The sequence below is a fragment of the Paenibacillus oryzisoli genome, from assembly GCF_050467285.1.
Lineage (GTDB): Bacteria > Bacillota > Bacilli > Paenibacillales > NBRC-103111 > Paenibacillus_E > Paenibacillus_E oryzisoli_A.
Window position 1 is genome coordinate 15,932 of the sequence record NZ_JBCMUN010000007.1, and the last position, 20,845, is coordinate 36,776.

At 47.9% G+C, this 20,845-nt stretch carries 12 protein-coding genes; 2 read left to right on the forward strand and 10 right to left on the reverse strand.

Going from position 1 to position 20,845, the window contains the following annotated elements; all coding sequences use genetic code 11:
• Nucleotides 1-53: 53 nt before the first annotated feature.
• A complete protein-coding gene (locus ABE504_RS12735; RefSeq protein ID WP_430088738.1) occupies nt 54-2,027 on the reverse strand; it encodes an ABC transporter substrate-binding protein in 1,974 nt (657 codons plus the stop codon).
• A gap of 498 nt (nt 2,028-2,525) precedes the next feature.
• Between ABE504_RS12735 and ABE504_RS12740 the strand changes: the two genes are divergently transcribed.
• On the forward strand, nt 2,526-2,798 hold the full coding sequence (locus tag ABE504_RS12740) for a hypothetical protein (protein ID WP_430088740.1): 273 nt from the start codon (nt 2,526-2,528) through the stop codon (nt 2,796-2,798).
• A gap of 55 nt (nt 2,799-2,853) precedes the next feature.
• Here the strand turns inward: ABE504_RS12740 and ABE504_RS12745 are convergent, their stop codons facing one another.
• From ABE504_RS12745 to ABE504_RS12785, 9 genes are all read right to left on the reverse strand, one after another.
• Nucleotides 2,854-5,205, reverse strand: a complete 2,352-nt coding sequence (locus ABE504_RS12745; RefSeq protein ID WP_430088742.1) for a helix-turn-helix domain-containing protein — start codon at nt 5,203-5,205, stop codon at nt 2,854-2,856.
• A 13-nt stretch (nt 5,206-5,218) separates the two neighbouring features.
• Nucleotides 5,219-6,790, reverse strand: a complete 1,572-nt coding sequence (locus ABE504_RS12750; protein ID WP_430088744.1) for an extracellular solute-binding protein — start codon at nt 6,788-6,790, stop codon at nt 5,219-5,221.
• 221 nt (nt 6,791-7,011) lie between these two features.
• Nucleotides 7,012-11,409 carry an S-layer homology domain-containing protein gene (locus tag ABE504_RS12755; RefSeq protein WP_430088746.1) on the reverse strand — a complete coding sequence of 1,466 codons (4,398 nt, stop codon included), beginning with the start codon at nt 11,407-11,409 and terminating at the stop codon, nt 7,012-7,014.
• A 27-nt stretch (nt 11,410-11,436) separates the two neighbouring features.
• A complete protein-coding gene (locus tag ABE504_RS12760) occupies nt 11,437-12,342 on the reverse strand; it encodes a hypothetical protein (RefSeq protein WP_430088747.1) in 906 nt (301 codons plus the stop codon).
• A 2-nt stretch (nt 12,343-12,344) separates the two neighbouring features.
• The gene (locus tag ABE504_RS12765; RefSeq protein WP_430088749.1) at nt 12,345-13,937 is read right to left on the reverse strand and encodes an extracellular solute-binding protein; all 1,593 of its coding nucleotides are present in this window, start codon (nt 13,935-13,937) and stop codon (nt 12,345-12,347) included.
• A 46-nt stretch (nt 13,938-13,983) separates the two neighbouring features.
• Nucleotides 13,984-14,859, reverse strand: coding sequence for a carbohydrate ABC transporter permease (locus ABE504_RS12770; protein ID WP_430088751.1), 876 nt, complete (start codon nt 14,857-14,859; stop codon nt 13,984-13,986).
• A complete protein-coding gene (locus ABE504_RS12775) occupies nt 14,853-15,827 on the reverse strand; it encodes an ABC transporter permease (protein WP_430088753.1) in 975 nt (324 codons plus the stop codon). Before ABE504_RS12775 ends, ABE504_RS12770 begins: the two co-directional genes overlap by 7 nt.
• Before the next feature lie 278 nt (nt 15,828-16,105).
• Nucleotides 16,106-17,164 carry a peptidyl-prolyl cis-trans isomerase gene (locus ABE504_RS12780; RefSeq protein ID WP_430088755.1) on the reverse strand — a complete coding sequence of 353 codons (1,059 nt, stop codon included), beginning with the start codon at nt 17,162-17,164 and terminating at the stop codon, nt 16,106-16,108.
• Nucleotides 17,161-19,626, reverse strand: coding sequence for a hypothetical protein (locus tag ABE504_RS12785; protein WP_430088757.1), 2,466 nt, complete (start codon nt 19,624-19,626; stop codon nt 17,161-17,163). The genes ABE504_RS12780 and ABE504_RS12785 overlap by 4 nt, the downstream gene beginning before the upstream one ends.
• A gap of 341 nt (nt 19,627-19,967) precedes the next feature.
• Here ABE504_RS12785 and ABE504_RS12790 point away from each other — a divergent pair, with 341 nt between their 5' ends.
• Nucleotides 19,968-20,813: a helix-turn-helix domain-containing protein gene (locus ABE504_RS12790; protein ID WP_430088759.1), complete on the forward strand. Its 846-nt coding sequence runs from the start codon at nt 19,968-19,970 to the stop codon at nt 20,811-20,813.
• Nucleotides 20,814-20,845: the final 32 nt, after the last annotated feature.

Consider the following 20,845-nt stretch of genomic DNA (forward strand, 5'->3'; position numbering starts at 1 on the left):
TTGAAAGCATAATGGGGAAAGAAAGCTTCCCCATTATGCCGTGACAGAACGAACTATGGCTTGATAAAGAATTGAGCCGGATGCCCGTGACCGATACTGCGGAATTCATCAGCAAAGACCAGGCTCTTCGGTACGTTGCCCATTTTGTTCGAAGCCACAATCAGCTTCGGCGTCGGGCCTGCATAGCCGATTATCCATTGATTTTTCTGGTGCAATTTAATGATCTCGTTGCTCCACTTTACAATGTCTTCCTTCGTTGTAGAGGACTTGACTTTATTCCAGTAATCGAGAATCAGCGCGATGTCTCCTTCCGGTTTCACCCCGTCCTTCCCGTTCGACGATGTGTACAAACCGTAATTCCCGAGCCAAGGCGTTAGTACACGCAGTGGCACTAAGGTATCCGGTCTGAAGGCGACGTTCACAAGCGAAATATTTTCCGTTGTAACCGGAATCTTGTTCGCATATTTGAGATCGTTATGCGTGCCGGTATCGACAACCTTAATATCTACCTTAAGGCCGACCTGCTCAAAATATTTTTTGATCAACTCCAAGAAAGAAGCGCTGTTCGTATTCGGTTCAATGATCGTAATCGTTAAATCCGAGCCGTCTGCGTTTAACCGGAAATTGTTTTTATCCCGTTTCGTAAGCCCAATTTCATCCAGCAGCTTATTGGCGCGCGCCTGATCGAATTGACTCCATTGCTGCGCCCAGCCTTGTTGATACCCGACCAAGCCTTCCGGAACCGAAGCTTGCTGCGTAGCTCCCAGGCCGTTCGTGACAATCTCGGATACTTCCTTACGGTCAACCGCGACGGATACAGCCTCTCTAAAGCGAATGTCTTGGAACAGCTTGCGCAAGTTCGGATCCTCAATCGTTTGGTTGAATTGAAGGCCTGCGCTTGACCAGGTTGGCGTCGTCCAGGACAGGACCGAGAAGCCTGCTTTCTTCTCATTTTCTTTGAGTACCGTGAAGTCCTTGAAATCAAAATCCAGCAAATTATAATTCCCCGCCAAAGCGCCGAGCACCCGTTGGGCCGGATCCTGAACCTTCGTCGCCACGATGCGGTCCATGTACGGCAGCTGATTACCTTCGCTGTCCACTTTCCAGTAGTAAGGATTGCGCTCCATAATGAATTGATCGCTGTTCGGATCGTTCTTGGCTACCCAAGCTCTGAGCGTCGGGATTTGCGGGTTGATCCAGTAGTAGTACCCTGTCGCAACCAGGAAAGATTTCGTATCTGCAAAGCCCCATTGCTTCGCGATTTCAAGCGCCTTGTCTTCGCCGACAAACTCAGGCAGAATTGTTTTTTGGAAATGAGCCGGCGCGAAGAACCATTTGTTATCAATCGCAACGCGCTCCAGGAATTGGACGCTCGGATATTTATGCGTCACTTTAAAGGTGTAGTCATCCACCTTGGTTACTTTCGCCAGCGCTTTTTCGCCGGTTACCGGATCGACCGAATAATAGGCGTCATAGATTTTTTTGCCGAACGTCTCTTTCGTCAGCATGTGCTCCCAATAGAAAATGACATCGTCCGCTGTGAACGGCACGCCATCCGACCATTTCATGCCTTTGCGCAAATGAATCGTGAACTCCGTCGAGTCCTTGTTCACTTCATAGCTTTTGGCCACGTTCGGCTCTACCGTACTTCCATCCTTGTTAAAACGGAATAACGCTTCCTCTGTCGGCTGACCCACTGCCCAGCGATCATTCGGTCCGCCCCACGGCATTTTCCAGTCGCCGCCGTATTTCCCAATCTCATCGGTTACCTTTTCAACCATGATGTCGTCTTTGTCGGGCAGCCGCTCCGCTACAGCCTTCAGCGTTCCTGCGCTCACAAGCTTGGTTAACATCGGGGCTTCCTTGTAACCTGCAATATTCGCAGGCGCTGCTGCAGTTGGACTTGCGCTCTCTTTCCCTGGTGCGCTTGCGCTCGGTGATGGGCTACTTGCACTGTCCTCACATGCCGTAAAAATAATTGCAGAAATCAACAACATCATGGCCGTTAACACCGTGTTTCTTTTCAAGCCAGTCCCCTCCAACGTGTTAGACTTGGTATTCACTTGAATGGCCTTGCTTCACCCCAAGGCAGCATGGCATTAAACCGGTTTAATAAGGAGGCAGAGGCGTCCATCGCCTTGGCGGTAAAGGATGAACCGAAACGTTTAAACCGGTTTAATAAAAGCTGAGCTACATCCTAACGATGTCTGGGATCCCCTCCTGCTCCAGTACTTAAACACCGGATTTATTAAACCGGTTTAATAAATGTAAGCGTTTGCTCGTTGTTACTAGTATCTTACCTCGGTATTCATTCGCCTGCAACCGCTTTCTTTGTCAGAATATGGATATCATTGTCGTAACGATCAGGCATCTGTATCTCCGGCAAAAAAACTTATCCCCGCGGTTAGGCCGGGCGCTAAGATTTCTCCCTTGTCGGAATCCATAGAAAAGTATACACTTTCAATAGAACATCGCAGATTCGTGCTAGATACCATTCATCCAACTTTATAGGGGGACGTTGACCGATGGCAGCTAATGAAATAAAACGCGTACAAGCCCTGCTGAACCATGCTCAGCAGCTGGCTGGCAGCAGCAAAGGCGTTGACGAAAGAGTGAAAAGCCTGAGCAGCCGTTTGGAAGCTCTGAAGCAGCTTCAAGGCGGACAAGCGACAGAAACGGAAACAGCTGCTGCAAGCGAAGAAGCAAGCGTTGCGGAAGAAGCGAAGGAAGAGACGGCTGCCGAAGAGGAAGCCGCAGAATCCGAGGAAGCAGAAGCTTCCGAAGAAGAATCAGCCTAAGCGGTGAAACAAAAGGCGGTGCTCAGGATCAACATCCTGGCACCGCCTTTCTTCCTTACCCATTAACACGCAGCAACTCTGCACGGTACTCCCCCGGCGTCCTTCCGGTTTCCATTTTAAAAGCTTTGGTAAACGATTGGACGGTCAAATAACCTACTTGATCCGCAATCTCCTGGATTTTCAAACGTTGATCGCCCAGAAGCATCCTCGCCGCCGCGATCCTGCGCTCCGACACTCTGTCCTTAATCGTCATGCCGGTTTCATCCTTATAAATTTTACGCATATGAGAAGTGCTAATCGCAAAAATTTCGCTCAATCGTTCGATGGTCAAGTCATCCGCAAGATGCGCGTCAATGTAAGCCGTAATGCTATCTGCCAACTCCTGATTTTTCAGAGAGCGCTTCTGCTCCAGCTGATCGAGCACGAGTTCATACAGCGCCTGCATATAGTTGACCATGCTCTGCATCGTTTCCATCTCTAGCAGATCGGTATGTCTCAACTGCTGGATGATCGGCTGAAAGCCGAGATTGGCGTCAATTTCGTAAACACAGCGCAGCGATGAGGAAAATAACTGCAGGAAGTAATGCCGGACCACCTCGATTTGCCTCGCATGATGCGCAATCATATGCGCTTCGAATTCTTGCAAACCAGAGACAAGACCATCGCGGTTACCCGTTTTGAAATTCGTCAATATTTGCTTCTCCAGACCAAGCGGGTACATGACAATGCCAGCTTCCGGTCGGACAGCTTCATAATAAATGACCGTATTGCCTCCGTACACGAGCTTTTGTCTTAGTGCAGAGCCCGCTTCCTGGTAGCAATCACTAAGCTCCTCAATACCTGCGTGCAGAGCGCTGACGCCAATTGTGAAAGTCATCGTCGATTCCTGAGTTAGCAGCGTCAGAAGTTGACGCAGCCAGGAGCGCAGACTGTCGGGCAGCATCTCCGAATCGACTGGCTCTTCGGCCAAATGGAGCACCAGCACCATTTCGTTCGGTTCTGCTTCCACGAGATAGCCTTGATAGCCCATCTTGCCAAAGGCTTCCTCCTGAAGTCTTTCAGACAGCTGCAGGAGGAATGTATTCCGCTCGGACTCATGCATTTTCTGAGTAAACTTGCTGTACTCGTCCATGGATATGAGCAAGACGACGAAAGAGCCTGTTTCGGGCAAGCTCAAGCCATAATAAGTTAGACGCTCCATGGTATGAGGCGATATCTGTTCATCACCACATACCAACCGCTGCAAAAATTTGTTCCGGCTCTGGATTTCATAATCCATAAGCAGTGTCGTTAAATCCCTGTTTTGATCCATCAAACGGCTAACATTACGCTCAATCTGTACGATTTCTTTGGCATGCTCCGATTTACTATCGTAGGATTTCTGGTCAATGCCACGCATCATATTCAGCAAGCGATGCATCGGATTAACAATTCTTCGCGACAGCAGCAGCGAGCCAATTAGGCTGAGAACAACAGCCATCAAGCAGATGGCGACCGTCAACCGACTCCACAAATGCAGGCTGTGCGTCACCACGGACTTTGGAATCATATAAGTGTACACCCAACCACTCGTTACGGAAGTCACATAGCAAACCAACGAGTCTACGCCGTGCACCTTGGTAAACAAGCTGCCTGATGGTTCACTGAATTGGGAAATATCCAGACCGCTAACAAAATCGCCAAAATCGGAGCTCTCCTCCTCCTCCGAAGCTTTCTGCGACAGAATATGTCCTTCTTTGTCAGTAACAACCAATTGAACATCGGGATTCGTGCTCAGGGATTGCATAATTTGCGCTAAATAATTGCCTTTGATATTGATCACCACATAAGCAGACGGTGTACCCGTTTGAATGATGGGCAGCGTCTTGACGATTGAGATGACAGACTCTTCCTTCGCTGAGGATATTTCCGGAAGAAATCTTGTGCGGACTGTCGATTTGTTCGACGTTTGTTCGACCATGGAGCGAATAAAGTCCCGATCCTGAAAGCCACTGAGCGGTAATGCCCCCTGAAGCGAGGACAAGATCATCTGCGAGCTGGCATAGTAGATGGATACCGAGTGGATATAGTCGCTGGACAACACGACATTCTCGAGCCGCTGCCTAAGCTGAAGCTGCATGTAAATATCAGCCTGATCGTAATAATCCATAAAATGGAGAAATGAGGAATCCAAGAATACCGCTTCCATGGCTTTATCGACCTCAGCCAGTACGATTTCTTGCCCATTCTTGATTAAATTCAGCGTATTACTGCTGTTCTGGATGGCATCCCTCCAGAGTAAAGTCGAAGATGAATAATACAGCGCCCCCCCTGAGATCGCTGCTACCAGTAAGGAAAGCGCCAGAAAATAGTTGAAATATTCAAACAAACTGCTCTTCATAAAGCGCTTTTCTTTTTTTTCTTTCATAGTTGCTGTCCCCCTAAATACCGGGACTCACTTTGCCCGATTTCAACGCATTGTATCTTTTAATTTTGGAATTGAGCAAATCTTCGCCACCTTTTCTCTTCCATGCAGCGACATATTCGTCCCATTTAGACAGCGGCTCCTTACCTGTAACGAATTTAATAAACATCTCTTCCTCGTATTTCGCCACATCTGGACCGTATGATTTTTGTTCATCCGTCAATGGGATGCCATAGAAAACGTCCTGGTATAAGTTGTACTTGGCTGCCGTTTCGATAAAGCGGTTATTCTCGAGCTGTACAGGATCTTTCGATGAGGCACTAATTTTGTCTGTGAGTTCCTGTCTCGAGACAATTTGGCTCAGAGGGTCCAGCCATTTCTCGTCGAACGCCTGCTGCCCTACCGGTGTCCGCCCCGAGTTCATATCGCTATAATGCTCGCCTTTGATCCCATAGTGACTAAGCTCCCAGCCCTCGTCCGTGGATAAATAATCGAGGAAACGAAGAATCGCTTCCACATTTTTCGTCTTCGACGAAATCGCAACGACAGCGCCTAAGTTGCCAAAAGACAACATGCCGCTTTTCCCTTCCGGTCCTATAATACCCGGAAAGATGGGCTCCCAGTTCACATTCGGAACAATTTCCTTCATTTTAAGTTGTTGACCCAGCGTTTGCGGCGCGATCGACCACCAGGCAGTGAAGAAGCCAATTCTCCCTTGCGCCGCCTTCTGCGTCGCTTGATCCGTCTTGATTGTGAAAATCTCTGGATCAATCACCTTGGCGTCCCACAGGTTTTTGATATAACTAAGGGCAGCCTTGTACTCCGAAGAGATCGCAACGGGATAAATCTTGTTCCCCTTTAAATAACTATTCATCGGCACACTGTTCGCAAACATCCCCGGGGAGATACCAAATGCTCCGAAAATCGGCATGAAGCTCTCCGCGTACGTGTTAACGTTGCCTATGCCATACGTATCATCCTTGCCGTTTTTGTCTGGGTCTTTGTAGGTAAACGCTTTCATAACCTGCTCAAACTCATCCAGATTTGTCGGCATCTTCATATTCAGCGCGTCCAACCAGTCCTTGCGAATGACCGGAACTTCCTTTCCTGCCGCGTTCTCATAAGGAATCACGTACTGCTTGCCATTGTACTTCGTCAACTCCCATAACTCAGGCTTTAGATTCTTCTTCAGATTAGGCGCATATTGATCCAAATAGGGGGTCACATCCAGAAACAAACCTTGATCCACAAATTTCTGATAGTCAAACGATCCCAGCCTGCTCATATCCGGAATTTCACCTGATGCAGCAAGCGCATTGTATTTGCTGTTGAAATCGTTATTAGGCAGCATATTCACGTTTAATTTCACGTTAGTTCTCTTCTCGATCAATTTCGTAACCGGATTGTCGTCCTTCCATACTCGACCTCCATCCGGCTGTATGAGCGAGAGCGTCACCGGAGCCGCAGATGCCTGACCACCAGTTGGTGGATCACTGACTTCCGTGCGGCCGCAGGCTGAGGCCATTGTTGCGACCAACGAAACCATGCATAGCCAGGCGATAGCTCGCTTAGATGAGTTGGTTTTCATTAATGGACATCTCCCCTTTTCTCTTGTCTATATTATAAGCCATATTATCCATTAATCACGTCTATTTTTTCACGAAAGCGATTTCATTCCTAGATGACAATGTGCTTTTTTGTGCTCGTTCTGCCGAATCGTCAATTTTGATAAAAAAAAGCAAAAAGTACAAGAAAAAAGATTGCCCTCCCCCTGAACCTTCACGGCTAGGAGATTGGCAACCTTTCCTATTATCTAAGCATCCAAAGCATTTGAACCGCTTCTGCTCGGGTTGCTGTACCTAACGGTCTGACCGAGCCGTCCTCATAACCGTTTAGCAAGCCGGCACGAGCCGCTTTTTGCATATCTGGCAGTGCCCAGTTCGATATCTCACTTTGATCGATAAAAACGGGCTGTTGCACAGGATCTCTGAGCTTAGCGACTTGGCCGCCTGTATAGGTCAGCCCCCGCATCAACATAACGGCCATCTCCTCACGGGTAATTCTCGCTTCAGGCAGGAACAATCCTTCTTCTTTCCCCGTTACAATTCCAGCTTGCTGTGCTGCCGTAACTGCACCGGCATAATACGCCGAAGCCGCTACATCCTTGAAGCTCGCATTTCTATCTGTTACTGCCTGCTGCTCTAGTCCTAATGCTCGTACGAGCAGCGTAACAAATTCAGCCCTCGTGACCGAGCGGTTTGGCACAAAACGGCCATTGTCGTCCCCCTCCACAACATGTGCCGCGGTTAAGGCTCTAACGGCAGGATACACCCAATGATCTTTGGAAATATCGTTGTAAGATTTCGTATACGTCATTAGGGAGTAGGCGCTGAAATGCTTCAGGATAGCCGATATCGTATGTTGGCTTGCGTCATACGTGCTTCGCACATATTCTGGCGCCCCAGTGCTCGCATTCCAGTAATAGATGCCCGCTTCATTCGGCTCTGCCAGTTCATTCGTGTTGAAGATGAGCGTGACTGGCGCCGCAAATGAATCCACCAACACTTGCTCGCCGCTCGCATTCACCGCATAAAGCGTTAGTTCTACCGGCTTGCCCATCGGTGTCAGACTTCCGCCCCATTGGGTTTGGGTGCCCGATAATCCCGACAACTGTCCAGGGGTAAAGTCTCCCTGCTCTTTGATGCCAATTCTAACACTTTTGTTGGCTTGTTCATTTCCAAACAGCGATTGCAGGATTGCCGGCGGAAGGATCAGACTCACTTCCTTCGTATCTAGCTGTAACTCTTGGCCGTTCAGCTTGCCGATCAGCTCCGCTCCCAATTCTACCATGTGCGTGCCAGGTGGAACGGAGGCCAGAATGGTACTTTTACCCGCAGGCTTCAGGTCTTCGGCTGTCAGCTTTTTCACATTATCCACATTGCCTGGTGTTCCAGCGCTTGGTGTACTCACTGGCGAAGGTGTTGCTGCTACTGCTCTCACACCGGATTTAACAGAAATTAATCGTCCCAGCACATCGAATGCTTTCAATTTCAAATTATGAATGCCAGGCGACAGATTAGCGGAAGCTGTGATGGTTTGCTCATTCATCTGATAAGAGACGGGTACGCCATCTAATTCTAGCTCTGCTGTCCCCTCTGCGATCGGAATCTCACCTTGCACCAAATCGGCTGAGATGGCAACATTCCCTGCCACAAGTTCCTGATTATTTGCCGGAACCAGATTAGTAATTTTACTGTACAGACCTATATCAGGCTGCGTATAGACGCCCACATTCTCCACTTTGAAAGAAACATCGGTTGCCGTTCTGGAATTGATGCCGATACTAAACCTCTGGATCTGATCAGGATCGAGATGGAAATTGTCATCCGGCGTTCCGAAAGCAGCGAAATCCGACCAAGGCAATTTAACTTGCTGCCATCCACCGACTGGAGTAATGCCCGTTCCTGTGAAATAGCCGGAACCATTGCTTTCATAAATAAAGCTTCTAACAACTACACCGTCTACAGGAGCTGGGAAATAGACATTGAAGGTAACCCCTTCCGTTCCAGCAAATGACAGCTCACTTGGCAAATCATAATTAGGATAGGTCCATTTGTCCCCGCTACCGAAATGGTAATCGAACTGAATGACCCCAGGGCTCGGCTGCGTCACCGTAGCGGTAGAACCTGGCGAAATGTTTTCCCCCCACTTGGCAGGATTATCATAGTCAGGCACCAACAGACTCGGCGTTACTGCCTTGTTCTCATTCGAGGCAATCAACGTCACCGACTTGGAGGTAGCCTCTCCGCTGAACATTCCTTGGAAAACGACCGGGAACTTCACATCTGCCGCAATATCCTGACTTCCTGTTAGGGTAAACGTCAGTGTCTCTTTCGAATATGGAGCGACTGTCACGTTCTGGGATGGTGCTGACAAGCTCCAGCCGCCATAAACGGTGCCGCTGACGGTCCCACTCATAGGTGCCCCGTTGAAATTGTAAACTTCCACCTCAATGTTGGTTGCTGCTGTCTTATCCAGCAAGTACCCTTTGGCTTTGGCCTTAGCCGCTGCAGCTTCGGGATACTTCTGCGTGACGACGATCCTATCCGCATTTGAAAGCTCTGCCGCCTTAGGTACAGGAGCTGCGTACACAGAAGTGGTCAAGCCTTGGAAGCTGCCAGCGATCCTCAAATAATGGATATCAGGAGCTGACGTCAAGGCATAGCTGCCGGAGGAGGATGTTAACTGCTGCTCTTTCCCCATAATATCCGTTAAGAGTGCCGTGTTCGTGCCTGTCGACAAGTTCAATGGTGTCTCATGCTCGCTCCAGTAAGCGACCACACTGTCTGTTCCGTCCTTGAACACATAACCCGCCACGCCGTCAGGCAATCCAGTCGGCTTACCTAGATAAATGGCTTCACCTAGCGCATGTGTCATTGCTGCTTCTGCATTCACAGCGGCGTATGGCGTCCCTCGGGAGGTGAAGCTGCCATAGTTCCCGATGGTTTCCTGGTAATTCGGGAACACGAACCAAAAATGCTTATCCACGCCTGAAGCGATGGATTGAATCGTGGAGGTGGTCAAATACCGCGCCTGCGTCTTTAGCTGCTCGCCATACAGCGTCTGTGTGCTGTCGGAGAACATTTGGGCTACCCCTGCTTCCGTCACATAAATAGGTTTCGTATCCAAATCGTAGCCCTGAATAAACTCCGTATGGGCTGCGAAGGAAGGGGGCATGTCCAATATCTTCTGAGTCTCACTATCGCTACGGTGACCGTGATAGTTATAGATGTCGATATAAGGAGCGATATCGTTCTCCATGAGAAGCTCTGTATACCCCCCTGGCGGATAGGCGATTCCCCCCAGCGCTACCTGAGTGCCTGATCCCGAATCCCTCGCTGCGATCGTCGTCGCCTTCACGAATGCGGCATATTGATCGGCAGGCTCACTATCCGCTGTATAGGAGATATCGGGCTCATTCCAAAACTCCCAATCCGATTGGCTTCCATAATGGCTGGCGCTTGCTTTCGCCAGTTGATAAGCATCCAACAGGTTCCGAGGCAGTTTTTTATCATCACTCTTCGTCCATGTAGGCGCAATGTGGTTCAGCTCCAAAACCCGAATGCCATTCGCCGCATAGGCGTTGTTGTAAGGATCATATTTACTGAAATCATAGGTCCCGCTGGCACTGCTAATGGAATTCCAATGCATCCGCTCTCGCACATAATCGACCCCAGTCAGCCTGACCGCACGAGCGTAATCCGCCGCTTGTGCGACAGGTATCAGCGAGCCTCCCGCCACATCCAGGGCAAAGGGGGTGTTTGCAGCAACATGGCGATCTGACGTATTCATCACGACTGAGAAGTACTCGCTGATCGGCTTGCCGTTCTGATCCGCTTCAGCGGTTACCGTATAATGGCCGCGTTGCAGCTGCGGCAACGTAACCGCATATACAGCTGTGTAGACATTCATCGTCACGCTATTCTCAAGCACAACATTGCCATCATAATCTTCCACCTTATAATCAAGGACATGTCCCTTGCTGGCGGAATCCGTGAACTGGATGGACAATTCCTTTACATCTTGTTCTTCAAAGATATTGTTGGGTGCATTTGTTGTGATTTTGTTCAATCCCCAAGGGAGCTTCGTAAATTCCATATAATCAAGGAAAAAATAGATGCGCCCGTCTGACGCTCTCCCGTTTGGAATACGAAAGGAGATGGTGTTGCTGCCAGCTTTGAGCGTCACCGGATTCAACTTAAACTTATGGAAAATATTCGCCGGCGTATCAATTTGCCCGATCTTTGTGGCGACGGTGGAATTTACAGCAAAATAATCGCCATCATTAATTTTCATTTCATAGGGCGGGATCGATGCCAAACCGATTGGGCTTCCCATAATCTCCAATCCATAAATGCCGGGAACGCTAACGTTCACTTGATAGTCGACACTGTAGTTGGAAACAGGGACACCGCTTAAGCTCTTGAGATAAAAAAAGTCACCATTGCTCAGCGAGCTGACCTTATAACCGTCCTTGGTACCACCGATCTCGTTGCCAACTTTAGAGGTGTAATTCTCCCCTTCGATTCTAATCACAGTAGAATCTGAGCCTGTTGCCGTTTCACCCGCAACGAGAGATGGATTTGCTTGTAAAATCAGCGTGAATACCAAAATGAAAGCTAGTAAAAATGATAATTGTTTTTTCACAGGTTACTTTCCTCCAAGTCGATAGTGTCACTTGCACGCCTTGCCCGGCCAATCCCACTCCTTCAAGTCCCGGCTCCAAGCTATACCAATCGAAGCATGCGTATCAAACAGCACACGCTCATCCTCGGGGCCGCTGCCGTGAAAAAACATCACAAATGCTTCCACGCCTTTCATATCCCTGAGGTCCAAGACAAATCCAGCTGTCAATCGGCCTTTCGCCCATTCCCACTCTTGCTGGCCCAACGTAATGAGGAGGTCTTCCTCATGCCAATGAACCAAATCATTCGACGTCATGACGCCAATCCCGTTCTCGGGAGAATGAAACATTACATATTCCCCTTGATCCCGAATGATGCAGACGTTCTCTCCTGCACGTTCGTTGCTGCCGCAGTAGGTCCACTGCCGGAAATTATCCGTTTTCGAGAGGCTGACGCCATTTTGCTTATAGAAACAAAACCACTCCCCTGGCCTAGCTGCATGCTCGATGAAGTAAGGATCGATCATCCGGCCCATATCCTTGTCGGCCACATGGTCATCTTTGACACGCAGCAGCTCCGGAGCTGTCCAATTTACCAAGTCTTCACTTTCCATCATCCAAATGCGGCAATCATTGTTGCCATATTTCTCGCCATTTGGCCGTGGATAGGATTGTAGACACATTCGCCAGCGGTTGTCGACACGAATCACATTGCCGGGACTGGAGAAATTCAGGTGCTGATCCCTCGGAGTCAGAAGAAGCGGCTCGCTCCACTCGCGAAGATTTGCGCTTCGGCTCATCGCCGTATACAAATAGACGCGACCATCTTCTTCTGTCTCCACAAGGGTGTAGTACAGCCACCAAATACCGTCCTGATAAAGCGCACACGGGTCCCGAAATGCTCTCTTGTGATCTCCCCTCAAGAGAATGGGCGACGTTATTTGGCAGCGTTCCATCCTTATAGGCCTGCGCTTACATTGCTTGCCTTCAGTTCATTGTACTTTTTGATTTTGGAATCCAGCAAGGATTTGCCGCCCTTCTTCTTCCATCCCTCTACATAAGAATCCCAATTAGATAGCGGCTCGGCGCCTGTAACGAACTTCAGAAACATCTCAACCTCATATTTCGCGACATCCGGTCCTAACGTATTTTGCTCATCCGTTGCCGGGATGCCGTAGAAGATGTCTGAAATCAAGTTATAGCTGGCTGCTGCATCAATATATTTGTTGTTTTCAATTTGAATCGGATCTTTCGTAGCCGCATTGATTTTGTTTTGGATGTCTACTCTGGACACGATCTGGCTTAGCGGATCGAGCCATTTCTCGTCGAACGCTTTTTGACCCTCAGGTGTGCGCGCCTCTGTGATGCTCGTATAATGCGTGCCCTTAATACCGTAATGGTTGAGCTCCCAACCTTCATCCGTGGACATGTAATCCAGGAAGCGCAGAACAGCTTCAGGATTTTTCGTTTTTGCGGAAATCGCGATTGTCGCGCCTACATTACCGAAAGACAGCATGCCGCTTTGCCCTGCCGGCCCCTTGATTCCCGGAGCGATTGGCTCCCATTTCACATTCGGCACAATCTCCTTCATCTTCAACTGTTGAGTAAGCGTTTGCGGTGCGATGGACCACCACGCGGTGAAATAGCCGATTTTCCCTTGCGCGATTTTCTGCTGCGCTTGATCCGCCTTAATCGTGAATAGTTCCGGATCGATGACCTTGGCATCCCACAGCTTCTTGATATAGGCCACTGCTTCCTTGTATTCCGGCGATACCGCAACGGGCATAATCTTGTTGTCTTTCAGATAACTGTTCATTGGCACACTGCTGGCAAACATACCGGGCGCAATGCCGTACGCTCCGAAGATCGGCATGAACGTTTCCGCAAAGCTGTTTGCCATACCCATGCCGTACGTATCGTTCTTGCCGTTTTTGTCGGGGTCATTGAACGTAAACGCTTTCAGCATCTGCTCAAACTCGTCCAGATTGGTAGGCATTTTCATATTCAAGGCATCCAGCCAATCTTTCCGAACCGCAGGTACTTCCTTCCCCGCGCCATTCTCATACGGAATGACGAACTGTTTGCCTTTGTGCTTCGTCAACTCCCACAGTTCCGGCTTCAGGTTCTTCTTCAAGTTTGGCGCATATTGATCAATTAGCTTGGTAATATCCAGGAACAAGCCTTGATCTACATACTTCTGGTAGTCAAAAGAGCCCAGTCTGGTCATGTCCGGAATGTCGCCAGAAGCAGCGAGTACGTTGAACTTACTGTTAAAATCGTTGTTGGGCAGCATCGTTACGTTCAATTTGACATTGGCTTTCTTTTCAATTTCTTTGGTGGCTGCATTATCGTCTTTCCAGACACGGCCGCCATCGGGCTGTATGAGCGAGATTGTTGCTGGGGCAGCGGATGCAGATGCGGATGGCTGACTGCCTCCCCCAGTTGCTGCCGGATTGCCTGGTTCCGAGCTGCTGCATGCTGCGGTCAATGCCGTAGCTACCGAAACCGTACATAAGGATGCGATAACGCGTTTTGTGGATTGTTTTTTCATTGTTTTGTGTCTCCCCTTTGGACAATTTTTTATGATAAGTCACTGCTTAGCCCTTCACAGACCCGACCATAACTCCCTGCACAAAGTACTTCTGCAGGAAAGGATAGACGATGATGATTGGCAAAGCTGACAGAATCACCGTGGCGGCACGAATGGTCTCTACCGGTGGCGGCAGGCTGTCGCCGTCAAGCTGCTCTACCGAAACCGTGTACATTTTGCGCAGGATCAGTTGCAGCGTCGAAAGCTTCGGATCGTTGATATAAATAATCACGTTGATATATTCATTCCAATGTCCAACACCATAGAACAGAGCCAGCGTGGCGACGATTGGAAGGGACAGCGGCAGCATAATGCGGACGAGTATGCCCAGCTCCGAGCAGCCGTCCAATCTGGCCGATTCGCTCAGGCTAACGGGAATGCCCTGAAAGAAGTTGCGCATCAAGATCAATAGCCACGCATTAATGGCGAATGGCACCATGAGCGCCCACACTGTATCGACCAAATGCAGCGATCGGACGACCAGATACGTGGGAATCAATCCGCCATTGAACAGCATCGCAATGACGATAATGGTCATCATCACATTACGCCCCGGCAGCTCCCGGTTAGAGAGCACATAGGCCCCCAAAGAAGTCATGATCAAATTGATCAGCGTGCCGACAATCGTAATAAAGATGGTGACGCCATAGGCGTCCAGCAGCCCTGAATGACGGAGTACATAACGATAACTGTCCCAGTGTATCGAGCGCGGGTAGAGTAAAACGCCTCCTTGCTGCACGTAATCCTTCATATCGGCGAACGATACGATAAGCACATTCACAAACGGGTACAAGGTGCTTAAGCATAGCAGTGTCAGGAGGAACCAAATGATATAATCCACGATGCCAGGCTTGGACATGGACTTGGATTTTCCGCTCACCATATCGCCCCCTCCTCATCAAGTTTCTTGGATACAAAGTTAGCAATTAATACGAGGACAAGTGCGATCAGGGAACGGAACAAGCCTACGGCAGTTGCGTAACTGTAATTATTCGTATTCAGTAGTCCGATGCGATACACATAGTAGTCGATGACCTCGGCCACTGGAGCTACTTGTGGATTGATCATGACCAACGTTTGCTCGAAGCTGACACTGAGAATGCCTCCCAGGCTTAGTACAAACATAATGCTAATGACGCTTCTGATGCTGGGCACGGTGATATGCCACAATCGCTGCCATCGGTTCGCACCGTCAATCGCCGAAGCTTCAATCATATCGGGATCAACTCTCGTTAAGGCAGCCAAAAAGATAATGGCCCCCCAACCAATTTCCTTCCAAATGGCACTGCCGACAAACATCATTCGGTAAAATTCCGTGGATGACAGAAACTCAAGTGTATGGCCGATGGAAGATTTGAGCAGCAGATTGATCAATCCGCTTTCCGAGAATAAGTTGTACATGAGCGCATACACGACAACCCAGGATACAAAATGCGGCAAATAGGAGACCGTTTGAAAAAAACGCTTCCATTTTGTGAATCGCATTTCGTGTATGAGCAGCGCAAACAGAATAGGTGCCGGAAAACCGAATAAAATGCGGTAAAAAGCCAACACCAATGTATTTCTGAAAATCACCCAGAAGTCGCCGCTCTCAATAAACCGTCTGAAATGCGTGAGCCCTGCCCAGCGGCTTCCGAAGATGCCGTCCATAAAGCTGTATTGCTTGAACGCGATCACCACGCCGGTCATTGGTGCGTAATGGAAGACAGCGTAATAGATGAGCACGGGTAGGAACAATAAATAAAGCGGTAAAAAGCGCTTCATCGTTCGCCAAGTTTTGCTCCGCTTCTCTGCAGCCGAGGGCTCCCGGATCAACGACTGGGGCATGGCGTGATCAGTAGCAGGTTTCATCTCATATATCCCCTCTCCGATTTCTAACAAGGCAATTCATAAAGCTGCATTCGTTTCATGATGTAAGCGATTGCGTTTTACAATTCCCTGCTGTGACCCCATTGTTACACGAGTATCGCGGCAAATATAGAAACGAAATCGCTTTTTTGTGCCCATATCGCCGATTCAGCAGTTCGGATAATAAAAAGCAGTCGTTTTAAACCCATCGAAATAAAAAAAGATCACCACTCCCCAGCATTCATGGCTAGGTGGTTGGCGATCTAATATAGAAATGATGCTTATACTTTTATTTTGTTATACAGGTTATCACTAATCTTAACTTCTGCGTGTCGAGTAAGATGGTCAATCATCTCATCATATTTGAGATTGACGTATGTCTCTAATAGTCCATTCTTTACTTCGTCGAATGTTAAATATCCGCCACCTATACTCTCCGTGCATCTGACAATGTGCATTGCGCCATTTTCATCAAACACCTCACTCATTTGTCCTGCTTCGAGTCTTTGCACAATGGATTGCATCATCGGAGATGTCCTATAGCCAAGACGCTCAGCAGTCTTATCCCATACTTGTTCCGCGTATGATATCTTCATGCTGGGATTCTTTTCATTAAAATAATCCATAATGGATTTCAAACTTTGCCCTTCATTCATTGGATTACGAATCATTTCCATTACGATCTGAGCATCATGTTGCTTACGATCCGTATCATAAGCGATGGCTATTTCTTCTATTTTCTTTGTAGCGCTAGCTCTAAAGTTCAGCTTATTCTCTTCATAGTAGCGCTTTAGCACATCATCCGATGTCAAAATTTCCTTTTGACTTTGCAGTGTTGCTTTCAGTTCTGTGATCATATTGGATAATACATAGTGATAGTAGTCTTTCTCCGCGTATTGCACAGGTCCATAAATGACTTTGTTACTTTTAACTGCAGCCTGACGTCTGCTATTCTCTTCTTTCCATTTCGTTAAAAAAGAGGAGTAACTGATCTCATCGATGACGCCCTTTTCTTTTGCTAATCGTTGTTGTACCTTAATTTTTTTTAGACTTTCCAGCGTCTTTTCTTTCACTACGGATAACGGATTTTCGCCACTATAGGTGCTCTCCCAGAAATCTTGATTGTCATCAATACCGTATTTATCTTTAAAATAAGCATAGGTGTAGGCTAAGTTATCTTTGAGAAGCAGGTTGAACTCCGCTACGGTTACAGGCTCTCCGTTGATAAGGACTACCACATCCTGAGGATTTTTCAATTTATCATAAGTGCCGATACCAGCCATAATACAAATGAGTAGAAGAAGGGGTAGGCCAAACAAATGAAGGGCTTGCCGAATCATGAATTTGAAATCCTTATATAATCAATGCTAAAGGAACCACTAGACGCAGAATTTGGATCAAGTCTGATTTGTTTGAGTATTCCCGTCCATCCTGGTACATTCGACATATCCAAGATGTATTCGGTGTAATTGGCATCATTCGCTTTAATAGTAAAAGACTTGCTCTTCGCTTCATCGTAACCGGTGCTTGAAGTTGTGGTAAAGTAGAGCTTTGCCCCTGTGCCTGACGTACTGTTCTTCATCATGATTCTAATAATTTTATTGCTGGTAATCGCTGTCCCAATGGCATCAGCTGAAGTGATATAGGGATCACTGTTCGCATTCGTGCCTCCTATAGTTCCCGAACTTTGCCATCCAAAACTAGTTACATTGGTACTGACAAAACCCTCAATCGTATGATTGAATTCCCAGGTTTGAACAAGGGATCCGTTAGAGATTCGGATATAGTCCAAGCTGAAGGAGCCGCTGGCTGCCGAGTTCGGGTCTAATCTCAATTGCTTGAGTGTTCCCGTCCACCCCGCTACACTTGACATGTCAATCGCATATTCCGTGTAATTTCCGTCATTGGCTGTGACGGTGAACGTTTTGCTTTTGGCCTCATCAAAGCTCGTGCTTGAATTCGTTGTAAAATAAATCTTGCCAGAAGTACCTGTCGTACTGTTTTTCATTTTAATTTTCATTATTTTATTATTCGTTAAATTAACGCCAAGATTATCCGCAGAAACGATATACGGATCACTGCTTCCATTCGTACCCCCGATAAATCCACCCGACTGCCATCCAAAACCACTAACATTGGCAGCTGTAAAGCTCTCGGTATTCGATGTAAACTCCCATGACTTTCCTAATCCGATGCCACTTCCATTGTAGGCGCCTCTGTTAGGAGCTAACGTAGATGAAACAGCGTTCCCCCAGTAATCTTGACCTCCGTTCCCATTGTGAGGCGCGTAAGTCTCTGTGATAAGAACGCCCGAATGTAATGCAGGGGAATTGGCCCACAATTTATAGCCATCATTCGTATTTAGTCCGTTCTGACCGAGTCCCGGGTTCACCAGCTTAGGATCCGTCGTTATTTTATGCGAATCGCTTGGCTCTCTAGAAGGATGATCCCCATAAAAGACATTATAATCATATACACCCGATGCATCTGGCGGGAAATAGTCGACCGTATTCAGCTTGTAGACGATATTATTTTTGAACGCCATATCCGTTGTTCCCGTTACAAAGTATCCGCCGTTGGTGCAATTACTAATGATTGCCGCCGTTGAACTGCTGGATTGATAGATCGTATTATTATAGACCTTTAATCGTTCGGGTGTTGCCAGCTGGGAAAATGTCAATACGCCCCAACCATTCTCATTTTGGAAAATGTTATATCTGACTGTAATATCGCTAACATCCGCTGGTTGATCCCCGCCTAAACTGCTATGCATCATCAGCATGCCGCCGCCTGCATTGTTATGGCTGTAATTGTATTGAAATACAGCTCCTTCTTGCAAAATATCCGCATCAAATCCCTGACCGTCACCACTGAATTGTGTATTATAAGATTCATTAAACTGAACAGTGGTATCATAAGACCTTGTAGGAAATATCCCGGCGCTATATTTATTGCTCGCTTGTAACAGGGGATTGTTGGTTGCATAGCTGCCAACGTTGTGATCCAAGATGGAATCCCTTGTTCCATACAAAATGATACTATCTCCCCCAGCGTAGGAAACATTGTTGTTACTAATGGAAACGGACGCACTAGCACTGCTTCTAGGTTGAAAGCTGGAATCCCAAAACACGATCCCTACGCGGTCCGAATAGGAGACGTTGTTATTCCTAATTATGGCATTAGGGAAAGAATCATTGGTCCCTTGCGCATACATGGAAATGCCCCCAAATTTATGGGGATCAATGCCGACTGGCTCCACATTGCTAACGACATGATGAATGGTATTGTTTTCAATAATGATAGTGGAGAGACTTCCTCCGCCATTATTATCAACCATGATACCGCTTCTGTAATTTCCATTGTTAGCCGCATTATTGGTCACTTCAAGATTTCTTATCGTCCAATAACTTTGATTCAATAAGTAGACGGTCCCCTGTTTGGTAGGCATCGTGCCTGCACCATTAATAATGGGAAGATTGCCGGAACCATAGGCGTCAATGGTAATTTGAGCGGCCGATGTACCCGATCCCTTCGGAGTAAGCTGTCCTGTCCACGAAGATCCTTTTGCAAAAAGAATCGTATCTCCCGCACTAAACGTGATGCTGTTTACTTTGGAAAGCGTTTGCCATGCACTGCTTGAACTTGTACCTGAATTGCTGTCATTGCCTGATTGCGAATTGACATAGTAAACCGTTCCCGCTGCATGCACCATATTGCCCTTGATTGGAATCAAGAAGGAGAACAACAGGGTAAAAACCGTGATATACACATGTGCCAGTTTGCTTAACTTTGATTGTATCAATATAATCCCTCCTCAAATTGTGTTCTTGAAGATTGTTATAAACTGATCATTTCCTCCTTTCTGATCATTAGCTGGGCATCTTACACTTCAAACGAATCACCCGTGGTAAGCGGTTACAATTCGTAAGACCCTGCTTGATTCCCATTCTGGCATGAAGGGTTCGGCAAATATAGAAAATAAGTTGCTTTTTTGTGCCCATTCTGCCGATTCAGCAGTTCGGATAAATAAAAGCGGTTTGGAAACGAATGAGGCAAAAATCATTTTAAGCAATCGTGGATTGCTTATTTGCTCGGGATTGGATAAATTATTGACAACGCCCCCCGCCGAAAGGAGATCCGCAGATGCTGCTTCTGATGTTCAGCCCTGAGCCCCGTTTTGCCCCTTATATCGACCGTATCCTGGTACAGGAAGACTTTCAAGCGGTCAATTATGCTAATCAGAATCCGGTCAAAGTATTGCCGTCCGCCTTCTGTGTAATCGGCATTCAATACGGTCATCCGATGAAACGGGTCGAAGGCGACACCGAACAGTCGATGGGAAGCAGCGGCATCACTGGCTTGCAGACCTCTCCTCGTTCTTACCTGAGCACGGGCAGCATCGGCACGATTATCCTCACGTTCAAACCCGGTGGATTGGCGGCATTTACCCCCTACTCCATCCAGGAATTTCAGGATGCGAATGTCGATTTGGACTGTATTTTCCCCAAACAGCTCGTCGCCGATATGGAGGATCGTCTACGGGAAGCGCTCGATGCTACCGAGCGGGTCAGCGTTGTGCAGGAATTTCTCGCTTGCTGCTTGCAGGAGCGGCAGCAGGACGCGTGGCTGGTCGAAGCCGCTCAGCAGATTCAACTGCTGCAGGGGAACATCTCCGTCGAGCAGATGGCGAAGGACTGGTTCGTCAGCAAGCGAACGTTGGAGCGGAAGTTCAATCGTCACGTTGGGTTGACGCCGAAAAAGTTCGCCAATCTCGTCCGTTTTCAGCACGTGATCGCTTTAAGAAAATGTGGGCTCGATTATCTGGATATAATCGCAGCGTGCCAGTTTAGTGATCACGCGCATTTGATTCACGATTTCGAAGCGTTCGCCGGCTGCAGTCCGGAAGTGTTTTTTCGTACGATGCTCCAGCCCGACTTGGCGGACCGTTTCAATGGGCAGGCAGCCGGAGAGCCGACTATATATCAATAAACGTAAATCCCCCTCCTGCCGCTCAAGAGGGA